A 10,295-nucleotide genomic window follows, 5' to 3' on the forward strand; every position below is an offset into this window, starting at 1 on the left:
GCTGGATCGGCGTCAGCGGGTTCTTGATCTCGTGTGCGATGCGGCGCGCCACGTCGGCCCAGGCGGTCGAGCGCTGAGCAATGACCAGCTCGGTGATGTCGTCGAACGTCACCACGTACTTGTCCGTCGCCTTCGCTGGTCACGCGGACGGCGAAGTTGCGCTCCGATCCGGCGCGGCGCAACGTGACTTGATCGGTCGCAAGCCGCTTCCCCTGTTTTTGCGCACGCTTCAGATGCTGGCCGAATTCCGGCACGACGTCGGCAAGCTTCTTGCCGATAAGCTTCTCCTCTTTGAGGCCGAGAAGTTCCTGGGCGGAGCGGTTGACCAGATTGACGGTGCCGTCGGCGTCCACGCCCACGACGCCCGCGGTCACGCCGGAGAGCACGGCTTCCATGAAGCGGTTGCGCTCATCGAGCGTCGCATTGGCGCCGACCAGCTCGTCGCGCTGGGTCTTGAGCTCCGTGGTCATGGTGTTGAAGGTTGAGCCCAGCACGGCAAGGTCTCCGTCGGCCGGGTTGACGCTCACCTCGACGCCGAGATTGCCCTGGCTGATCTCTTCCGCCGCGCCCATCAATTGGCCGATCGGCGCCACCAGCCTGTTCGCGAACCACATGCCGATCCAGATCGCCGACAACAGCAGCGTGAGCGCGATGGCCACGTACATCAGGCCGAAGGCCACCTGCACGCCGGCGCGGCGCTGCTCGAGCAACTGATACTCGGCGACATTGGCGCGGGTCGCGCGTAGCTGCTGAAGCACGCGCGCGTTCACCGGCCGGATCACGTAGAGATAGGTGTCGTCGAAATTGTCGAGGCTCTTGATGGCCCCGACCATGCTCGTCTGGCCCGGCGCGATGACGATGACTTGCCCCTTCTTCGCGAGCTCCATCGCCTCGTTGGGCGGCGCCCGATACGGCAGCTCCGGCACGGACGCGGCCGTGGCCAGGATCTTGCCGCTGTGGTCGATGAGATAGGCGGCAGGAAGCGCGCGGATGCCGGCCTGGGCGTGAGGAAGTTGCCGAAGCCTTGGGGCTGCGCCCGCACCAGCTCGACCGCCTCGTCGATGTCCTTGGCCATGCCAACCGTGTCGGCGCGAATCACTTGGCCGTGCTCTTGGAGATAGGCCGTGGCCACGTCGATGGAGTTTTGGATGATCGATTTGGTGCGCGAGGAGAACCAGTGGTCGAGGCCGCGGTCGAGGGACACGCTGGCGAACACCGCGAGCAGGATCGCGGGCGCCACGGCAATCACGCTGAACAGGCTGACGATGCGGACATGGAGCTGCGCGCCGGCCTCGTGGCGGCGCCGGGCGATCCATAGCCCCGTCACCTGCCAGGCGATGATGCCGAGCATGGCGAGGACGAGGAGCAGGTTGATCAGCAGAAGCACCACCACCACCCTCTGGGTGGGAATGATGGGGGTCAGGCCGGTGAGGACGAGATAGGTGACCAGTCCCGAACAGAGGGACAGCACCATGATGATCAGGCCGAGGGTGAACGGGAGACGGTTGCGAACCCGCGTGCCGGTCGAGACGTCTTCCCTGACCTGCCCGGCGGCGGAGGACGGGCGCAGGAAGTCCTTATGCTTTCTCGGTTCTTGCGGTGTTTGGACGACGCTGCGCAAACCGCTTTCCCCTGGCTGCCCCGTTGGTGTTCCGGTTCGCGCCGGACCTTCCTCCAGGTGCGTCCGTCTCAGCTATGGTGCAATAAAATCACAATGTGGCGCTTTGGCGACATGGCGCGCCTCGGTCCCACGACCGATGAGCCCCGGGGGCCCACCGGCCGCCGGGATATGGGAATTTCCTGCGGGATTAACCAGGGTCAGACGCTTGGCGTGCGGATCACCTTGATGCCGAGATCGCGGATCTTCTTGCGCAAGGTATTGCGGTTGAGCCCGAGAAGGTCGGCGGCACGGATTTGATTGCCCCTGGTGGCGGCCAGCGCCGCGGTAATCAACGGAAACTCCACTTTCCGCAGGATGCGCGTATAGAGCCCGGCTGGCGGCAGGTCCTGACCGAAGCCCATGAAGTAGTCGCTGAGATAGCGCTCCACGGACTCCGAGAGGTCTCCGTTGGCTTCTTGGGCATCGGGGAACGGCGCGCGGTGCGCGGTCGCGAATTCGCTCTCCACCATGTCGGCCGTGACGATGTCTTGGGCATAGATGGCCGACAGACGCCGCACCAGATTCTCCAGCTCGCGCACGTTGCCCGGCCAGTGGTAGCGCTTCAGCCGCTCGATGGCGGCGGGCTCGAAGCCCTTGGGCGGCAGCCCCTCTTTCTCGGCGATGGAGAGAAAGTGGCGGATGAGATCGGGGATGTCCTCCAATCGCTCGCGCAAGGGCGGCAGCCGTAAGGGTACGACGTTCAGCCGGTAGAAGAGGTCTTCGCGAAACAACCCCTGATCGATTTGCTGCTGCAGCTCGCGATTGGTCGCGGCGATGATCCTGACATTGGTGCGGATCGGCGTGCGGCCGCCAACCGTGGTGTAATTCGCCTTCCTGGAGGCGCGCAGGAGCCGCGTCTGGGCCTCCATGGGCATGTCGCCGATCTCGTCGAGAAACAGCGTCCCGCCTTCGGCTTGCTCGAAGCGGCCCACGTGCTTCGTCTGTGCGCCGGTGAAGGCGCCCTTCTCGTGGCCGAACAATTCCGACTCGATCAGCTCGCGCGGGATCGCGGCCATGTTGATGGCGACGAATGGGCCGTTGCGCCGCTTGCCGTATTCATGCAGCGCGCGGGCGACGAGTTCCTTGCCCGTGCCGGACTCGCCCGTGATCATCACGGTAAGGTCGGTCTGGGTCAGCCGGGCGAGCACGCGATAGATGTCCTGCATCGCCGGACAGCGCCCGATCAGGGGCATGCCGTCGGTCGATTCCGCGGACAGCCGCTGCGCCCTTTTACGCGGCTCGGCAAGGGCACGGCCCACCACCGAGATCAGCTCGTTCAGATCGAAGGGCTTGGGCAAATATTCGTAGGCGCCGCGCTCGGCGGCGGTGATCGCGGTCATGAAGGTGTTCTGCGCGCTCATCACGATGATGGGCAGGTCCGGTCGCAGCTTCTTGACGCGCGGGATCAGATCGAAGGCGTTCTCGTCCGGCATCACCACGTCGGTGATCACGAGGTCGCCCTCCCCTTGGCTGATCCAGCGCCATAGGGTTGCGGCGTTGCCGGTGGCGCGCGGCGCGTAGCCGGCCCGGGCCAGGGCCTGGTTTAAGACGGTTCGGATCGCCGCGTCATCGTCGGCGATGAGAATATTTCCCTTGCCCATTGTCTTTACGCCTGCGCTTCCGCTGTCGCTTGCGTCGCTTCGTTGTCGGCCATCGGCATTAGCGCCCGAAAGACCGTGTATCGGGGTCGTGAGTCGCATTCGATGATTCCCCCATGATCGCCGATGATCTTGGCCACCAAGGCAAGGCCGAGGCCCGTACCTGAAGGTTTGGTTGAGACGAACGGGTCGAAGAGATGCTGAATGAGATCGGTCGGTACGCCGGTGCCGTTGTCCTCGACGGCGATCTCCAACGGCAGGCTGACGCGCGCTTGGCTTCCCGGCACAGAGAGCCGCACGCCCGGCCGGAACGCGGTGGAGAGCGTGATCTGTCCGTCGCTACGCTCCTCGCCGATGGCTTCGGAGGCCGTCTTGATGAGATTGAGGAACACTTGGACCAGCTTGTCGCGGCTGCCCGGCACCGGCGGCAATGAGGGGTCGTAGTTCTCCACAATCTTGATGTGCCGCGCGAAGCCGTTACTGGCGATCTTCTTCACGTGATCGAGGACGTCGTGAATGTTTACGGGTTCGCGCTGGATCGGGCGCTCGTCGCCAAAGATCTCCATGCGATCGACGAGCTTGCAGATGCGGTCCGACTCCGAGCAGATGAGCTGGGTCAGGGTGCGATCGCCATCCGTGCGGTCGCTCTCCAAGAGCTGCGCGGCGCCTCTTATGCCGGACAGCGGATTCTTGATCTCGTGCGCCAGAACCGCGGCAAGGCCGGAGACGGAGCGCGCGGCGCCGCGGTGGGTGAGCTGGCGCTCGATCATCTGCGCCATGCTGCGCTGTTGCAGCATGATCATGACCCTGCCCGGTGCCTCGGGCAGCGGACCGCCATAGAGGTCGACGAGCTTGGCCGTCTCGAAGCGGAACGAGCCGAGCTCCACCCCATATTCGTTGACGGTGGTTCCGTTCCGCTGCACCTGTTCGACGAGCGCGATCAGCGGGCAGCCGAAGGCGACCACGTCGGGCAGGCCGTGCCGGCAGAGAACGCCCGCACTCATCTGGAAAAAGTCCTCGGCCGCCGTGTTGGCGTACTCGATGGCAAGGTCCTTGCCGATCACGAGGAGCGGATGCGGCAAGGCATCCACGAGCGCTTCGCAGGGAATCGACTCGGCTTTGCGGCGCGCGCTTGGTTTTTTGGTGGAGAGGCTCAATGCGTATATCCTCGCGGCCGTCCGATTGATCATTGTTTAGGTATTGTGCTCAATATTTGTGCACTAAGGACCCATGATCTATTATTGGGCACGATACGAGGGTTTTAGCGTCGGGGCAATATTCCTTTTGCCGCAGTGCAACAATAATGTTGCGCGAAGGCTTAACGGCGAAACGTCCCGGAATTGTTGCGGAATTCAGGAGAAGACGCAGTGAGGGTGGCGGCATTGATCGTGGCGGCCGGTCGTGGGGCGCGCGCCGCCACGGAAACGTTGCAACCCAAGCAATATTGCCGGATTGGCTCGGAGCCGATGCTGACGCATACGCTTTGCGCCTTTGCTGCCCATTCGGGCATCGGCGACATTGTTGTCGTCATCCACCCCGACGACCGTGTGCTTTACGAGGAGGCAGTTGGACCGTTTGCGGACCGGCTGTTGGCTCCCGTCTTGGGCGGCGCCCGCCGGCAAGACAGCGTTCGGGCCGGGCTCGAGGCGCTGGCGGAGAGATCGCCCGATCTGGTTCTCATTCATGACGCGGCCCGTCCCTTTGTCGATGGCGCGCTGATCTCGCGGGTGACCGCCTCGCTTCAGGGGCACGCGTGCGCCCTGCCCTGTCTGCCGGTCACCGATACGTTGAAGCGTGAGGAGCACGGGCGCATTACGGGCACGGTGTCGCGCGAGGGTCTGTGGCGAGCGCAGACGCCGCAAGGCTTCCACTTCGATGCGATCCTTGCCGCGCATCGCGCCGCGGCGCAGGACCGACCCTCGACTTCACCGACGACGCGGCGGTTGCCGAATGGTTCGGCCTCGACGTGGCGCTGGTCGAGGGCGCGGAGCATAATCGCAAGCCCACGGCGGAGGATTCGATCGCTGACGGAGATGATGCGGCGGGGCAGCGGCGCGGGCACGATGCGCGTCGGCTCCGGCTATGACGTGCATGCGCTGGGGCCTGGCGACGAAGTCATCCTGTGCGGTGTGCGCATTCCGCACACCAGAAAGCTCATCGGCCATAGCGACGCCGATGTCGGCTTGCATGCGCTCACCGACGCGCTGCTCGGCACGATTGCCGACGGCGATATCGGCACGCATTTTCCGCCCTCGGATGATCGTTGGCGCGGCGCGGGCTCGGAAATTTTCCTCGCCGCCGCGGACAAGATCGCCGCGCGGGGCGGCAGCATCGTGCATGTGGACGTGACGCTGCTGTGCGAGCCCCGCGCATCGGGCCCTATCGCGATGCCATGCGCGGGGCGATGGCCGAAATTCTCGGGATCGAGAGCGCGCAGGGCGTTAAGGCCAACGACGAACGAGGGACTCGGTTTCGTCGGCCGCGGCGAAGGTATCGCGGCCATGGCAACGGCAACGGTGAGAGTTCCATGACGGACAAGATCGAGATCGACGCAGACATCGTCCGGCAGGCTGCCGAGTTCCTGTCCGCCGCGCGCGACAAGGGCGAGCTCGTGGCGGTGGCGGAGTCGTGCACCGCGGGCCTCCTTGCGGCCACGCTGACGGCCGTGCCGGGATGCTCCGATGTGTTCGAGCGCGGCTTCGTCACCTATTCCAACGCGGCCAAAAGCGAGATGTTGGGCGTGCCCTACTGGCTGATCGAAAAACACGGCGCGGTGAGCGAGGACGTGGCGCGCGCCATGGCGGGTGGCGCGCTGACCCATTCCAATGCGAGTCTCGCCGTGGCCGTCACCGGGATCGCCGGGCCGGACGGCGGCACGCCTGAGAAGCCGGTCGGCCTCGTGCATTTCGCCGCGGGGCGGCCCGAAGGTCCGATGCATCACGAGCGTGTCGTGTTCGGCGATCTCGGCCGCGCCGAAGTCAGGCGCCGCAGTGTCGAGCGGGCGCTGTCGATGTTGCGCTCACTCGTGTGAGCTGAACGCCAAAGTCTTCACGCCGTAGACCTCGTCGGCGCGCGCCTCGAAGGCGGTCGTATATTTCTGCACCGCCTTGTCGAAAAGCCCGCCCACCAGGCGCTCGAACATGCGCGAGCGGAAGCTGTAGGCGATATAGAAGTCGATGTCCGAGCCGCCGGCGGCACGTGGGATGAACTGCCAGCGGTTCTCCAGATGAGAGAACGGTCCGTCGAGATATTCGACGAAGATCGTTCGCGTGGCGGGATCGAGCACGACCTTGGTGGTGAAGCTTTCGCGGATCAGCTTGTAGCCCACCTGCATGGTGGCGATCAGCACCTCCTTGTTCTCGATCAGCTCCCGGCGCTTGATTTTCAGCGCTTCGCACAGTGGCAAGAACTGCGGGTAGTCCTCGATATTGGCCACGAGCGCGTACATGTCGTCCGCGGAGTGTGCGACGGGATGCTTGATCTCGAAGAGGTGCATGAGGGATCGACGATGGCGTGCGCCTAAGCGCCGAGAGAAGCAAGGCGCGCGGCCTTCAAGCGCTCGAAGTCCTCGGCGGCGTGATAGGAGGAGCGGGTCAGCGGGCTCGCAGCCACCAAGAGAAATCCCTTGTCGTCGGCGGTCCGCTTATAGGATTGGAACGCCTCGGGCGTGACAAAGCGGTCTATGGCCGCATGTTTGCGCGTCGGCTGAAGGTATTGGCCGATGGTGAGAAAGTCGACGTCAGACCCGCGCAGATCGTCCATCAGATTGGCGATCTCCTCGTCGGTCTCGCCCAGACCCACCATGATGCCGGACTTGGTGAAGAGCGACGGATCGAGACGCTTGGCCTCACGCAGCAGCGCCAGCGAGTGGCGATAATCGGCGCCGGGACGAATGCGCCGGTAAAGCGAAGGCACCGTCTCCACATTGTGATTGAACACGTCGGGCCGCGCCGCGACGACGATCTCGAGCGCGCCGTCCTTGCGCATGAAGTCCGGCGTCAGCACCTCGACCGTGGTGTTCGGCGCGGCGTGCCTTATGGCGGCGATGGTGCGCGCGAAATGATTGGCGCCGCCGTCGGCGAGGTCGTCGCGGTCGACCGAGGTGACCACGACGTGGTTGAGTTCGAGCGCGGCAATGGCGTCGGCGACACGCGTGGGCTCGCCTTCGTCGAGATGCGTCGGCTTGCCGGTGGCCACGTTGCAGAAGGCGCAAAGCCGCGTGCACACGTCGCCCATGATCATCACCGTGGCGTGGCGCTTTTCCCAGCACTCGCCGATATTGGGACAAGCCGCTTCCTCGCAGACCGTGTGGAGACGATGCGTGCGCACGATCGCGCGGGTCCGGTCGAGGGCGTGCGCGCCGGGCGCCTTCACCCGGATCCACGGCGGCTTGGGCATGACGGGGGTGTCGGGCAGCCGCGCCTTCTCAGGATGGCGCGGCCGCGCCTTCACCTCAGTGACTGTGTCGATCAGCGTAACCATAAGCTACTCACGTTGACTCGGACCCCGTGACCTTCCGCCAAATCCAGATCAGGAGAATGGCGCCGATCGACGCGACGATCAAATTGCCGAGCCAGCCGTAGAACTCGATGTTCAATAGGCCGGCGAGCGTGCCGCCGACGAACGAGCCGGCGATGCCGACCAGAAGATTCGTGAACAGCCCATGATCGCTGGATGTCGCCTTCTCGGCGATGTAACCGGCGATGAGGCCGATGATCAGCATGCCGAAAAAGCCCACACCCGGCATCGATAACAAGCCGTGACCTTCCATAGTCGCCTCCTCTGTCAGGCGCGCGCGCCTAACGTATGCGTTGCCACACCCAAATGCAGATCACCGCGCCGATCGTGGCGATGATGATCTGACCAATCAGCCCGTAGGCGCCGATGCCGACAAGGCCGGCGAGCAGGCCGCCGACCACGGCACCGACAACGCCGATCAGCAGGTTCATCAAAAGATCCTGCTGCCGCCCCATGATGTAAGAAGCGAGCGCGCCGGCAATCAGACCAATCACGAGAAAAATAATCAGGCCCATAGTTGTCCTCCAATCGTTGGTCGTGCTCCCGTGAAAGCGCTCCGTTACGCGCCGACTAGATGTGGAGGGCTCGCCCGAAGGCGTCGAGCACCGATTCGTGCATCATCTCCGACAATGTCGGATGGGGGAAGATGGTGGCGATCAATTCCGCCTCCGTCGTTTCCAGGGTCTTGCCGACCGCGAAGCCCTGAATCAGCTCGGTGACCTCGGCGCCGATCATGTGCGCGCCGAGCAAAAGCCCTGTCTTTGCATCGAAAATCGTCTTCACTAGGCCCTCGCTCTCGCCCATGGCAATGGCCTTGCCGTTGGCGGAATAGGGATAGCGGCCGATTTTGATGTCGTGGCCTGCCTCGCGCGCTGCCGTCTCCGTGAGGCCCAGACTCGCGATCTGCGGGGCGCAATAGGTGCAGGACGGGATGTTGGTCTTGTCCATGGGGTGGACGCCGTCCAGCCTCGCGATCTTCTCCACGCACATGACGCCTTCATGCATGGCCTTGTGCGCGAGCCAGGGCGGGCCGGCCACGTCGCCGATGGCATAGAGGCCTTCGACGCCGGTGCGGCACCATTCGTCGATCGCGATATGGCCCTGCTCGACTTTGACGCCCTGCTCTTCCAGCCCGAGACCTTCCACATTGCCGGTGATGCCGACAGCCAGGATCACGCGGTCGACCGTGCCTTCGATGCTCTCGCCGTCCGCGGTCTTCAGCGTCGCGGTGACGCCCTCCTCGCCAGGAACCAACCGCTCGACCGTGGTACGTGCGCGGATGGCGATGCCCTGCTTGACGAGGGCCTTGTGCGCCGCCTGGGAGATCTCTTCGTCCTCGACAGGCAGGATGCGGTCCAGCACCTCGACCACCGTCACCTGCGCGCCGAGCGTGCGGTAGAAACTCGCGAACTCGATGCCGATGGCGCCGGAGCCGACGATCAGCAGAGATTTGGGAAAGCTCTCGGGCACCATCGCTTCCGTGTAGGTCCAGATGCGCTTGCCGTCGGGCTCGAGGCCCGGCAGCGTCTTGGCCCGCGCGCCGGTGGCGATGACGATGTGCCTGGCGGCGATGGAGGGGAGCGCTTCGCCGTTCTTGCTCGTGAGCGCGATGCGGCCGCCGCCTTCGAGCTTCGCCGTGCCCTCGATGACGGCGATCTTGTTCTTCTTCATCAGATAGGCGACGCCGCTGGAGAGCTTGTCGGCCACTTTGCGGCTGCGCTCGATCACTTTCGCCAGGTCGAAGCCGATATTTTCCGCGCTGAGGCCGAAGGACTCCGCGTTCTGCATCAGGTGATAGATCTCGGAGGTGCGCAGCAGCGCCTTGGTGGGGATGCAGCCCCAGTTGAGGCAGACCCCGCCGAGCTTGTCGCGCTCGATGATTGCCGTCTTCATGCCGAGCTGCGCGCTGCGGATGGCGGCCACATAGCCGCCGGGCCCGGCGCCGATCACCACGAGATCGAATTCGGTGTCGGTCATGCGACGGGCCGTGTCAGGAGAACCCAGTCGCCGCTCTGCGGGAAGTCAGGCGGCAGAACAGCGGGTTCGCTGGCGATGGTGGTGTAACCGGCGCGCTCGTAAAGGCGGGTTGCGCCGGTGTTCCAGCTTCCGACGATGATGCTCGCGGTGTTCGCGCCGGCCTCGCTTGCCTTCTCCTCGGCGAGGGCGAGCAGCCTGGTACCGATCCCCTGCCCGCGGAACTCGGGAAAGGTCGCGAGCACGTTGACGTACCAGGAGCCCGGCGCTTGCGCCTCGAGCCGCACCAGCGGTTGCACATGCGCCGGCATCTCGTCGAGGCCGGTTAAGTCGTATGGGTCGTCGAGCGGATAGACGATCAGGCCCGCGGCGATCTCCTCGGGGCCGACCTCGACGATGGTGGCGTGGCGGTAGGAGAAGCCGCCCTCCTGCCGCCGGGCGCGCTCGCGCCCCATCTCCAGCACAGAGCGCCCCGGGCCCGCCAGCTCGCGCCAGAAGACGGTGGGGACGCCCTCGCCGGCGATGTCCACCAGCACGGCGAGCGC

At 64.8% G+C, this 10,295-nt stretch carries 12 protein-coding genes; 2 read left to right on the top strand and 10 right to left on the bottom strand.

Going from position 1 to position 10,295, the window contains the following annotated elements:
• From AUC71_RS21790 to AUC71_RS04690, 4 genes are all read right to left on the bottom strand, one after another.
• Positions 1–887 (bottom strand): sensor histidine kinase (locus tag AUC71_RS21790; RefSeq protein ID WP_204376632.1); only part of this gene is annotated, 887 nt, incomplete at its 3' end.
• A complete protein-coding gene (locus tag AUC71_RS20165) occupies positions 779–1,621 on the bottom strand; it encodes a hypothetical protein (protein WP_069623325.1) in 843 nt (280 codons plus the stop codon). The genes AUC71_RS21790 and AUC71_RS20165, both read right to left, overlap by 109 nt.
• Positions 1,622–1,818: 197 nt before the next feature.
• Positions 1,819–3,360 (bottom strand): nitrogen regulation protein NR(I), encoded by a 1,542-nt coding sequence (ntrC, locus tag AUC71_RS04685; RefSeq protein ID WP_425283355.1) that lies wholly within the window; start codon positions 3,358–3,360, stop codon positions 1,819–1,821.
• Positions 3,267–4,415, bottom strand: a complete 1,149-nt coding sequence (locus AUC71_RS04690; protein ID WP_244500803.1) for a two-component system sensor histidine kinase NtrB — start codon at positions 4,413–4,415, stop codon at positions 3,267–3,269. The genes ntrC and AUC71_RS04690 overlap by 94 nt, the downstream gene beginning before the upstream one ends.
• A gap of 210 nt (positions 4,416–4,625) precedes the next feature.
• On the opposite strand from AUC71_RS04690, the gene ispF reads away from it, so the two are divergent.
• Positions 4,626–5,789, top strand: coding sequence for a 2-C-methyl-D-erythritol 2,4-cyclodiphosphate synthase (gene ispF / locus AUC71_RS22185; protein WP_342021797.1), 1,164 nt, complete (start codon positions 4,626–4,628; stop codon positions 5,787–5,789).
• Positions 5,786–6,289, top strand: coding sequence for a CinA family protein (locus AUC71_RS04700; protein ID WP_069623328.1), 504 nt, complete (start codon positions 5,786–5,788; stop codon positions 6,287–6,289). Before ispF ends, AUC71_RS04700 begins: the two co-directional genes overlap by 4 nt.
• Here AUC71_RS04700 and AUC71_RS04705 read toward each other — a convergent pair.
• From AUC71_RS04705 to AUC71_RS04730, 6 genes are all read right to left on the bottom strand, one after another.
• Positions 6,278–6,754 carry a type II toxin-antitoxin system RatA family toxin gene (locus AUC71_RS04705; RefSeq protein WP_069623329.1) on the bottom strand — a complete coding sequence of 159 codons (477 nt, stop codon included), beginning with the start codon at positions 6,752–6,754 and terminating at the stop codon, positions 6,278–6,280. The two genes, AUC71_RS04700 and AUC71_RS04705, sit on opposite strands and share 12 nt — an antisense overlap.
• Positions 6,755–6,777: 23 nt before the next feature.
• Complete coding sequence (lipA, locus tag AUC71_RS04710; RefSeq protein WP_069623330.1) at positions 6,778–7,740, bottom strand: lipoyl synthase; 963 nt, start codon at positions 7,738–7,740, stop codon at positions 6,778–6,780.
• Between the two features lie 7 nt (positions 7,741–7,747).
• The gene (locus tag AUC71_RS04715) at positions 7,748–8,029 is read right to left on the bottom strand and encodes a GlsB/YeaQ/YmgE family stress response membrane protein (RefSeq protein ID WP_069623331.1); all 282 of its coding nucleotides are present in this window, start codon (positions 8,027–8,029) and stop codon (positions 7,748–7,750) included.
• A 28-nt stretch (positions 8,030–8,057) separates the two neighbouring features.
• On the bottom strand, positions 8,058–8,291 hold the full coding sequence (locus AUC71_RS04720; protein ID WP_204376633.1) for a GlsB/YeaQ/YmgE family stress response membrane protein: 234 nt from the start codon (positions 8,289–8,291) through the stop codon (positions 8,058–8,060).
• Between the two features lie 55 nt (positions 8,292–8,346).
• A complete protein-coding gene (lpdA, locus tag AUC71_RS04725) occupies positions 8,347–9,753 on the bottom strand; it encodes a dihydrolipoyl dehydrogenase (RefSeq protein WP_069623332.1) in 1,407 nt (468 codons plus the stop codon).
• The coding region (locus AUC71_RS04730; RefSeq protein ID WP_083238086.1) for a GNAT family N-acetyltransferase at positions 9,750–10,295 on the bottom strand (546 nt) is incomplete at its 5' end. The genes lpdA and AUC71_RS04730, both read right to left, overlap by 4 nt.

The sequence above is a fragment of the Methyloceanibacter marginalis genome (genome assembly GCF_001723295.1).
GTDB lineage: Bacteria > Pseudomonadota > Alphaproteobacteria > Rhizobiales > Methyloligellaceae > Methyloceanibacter > Methyloceanibacter marginalis.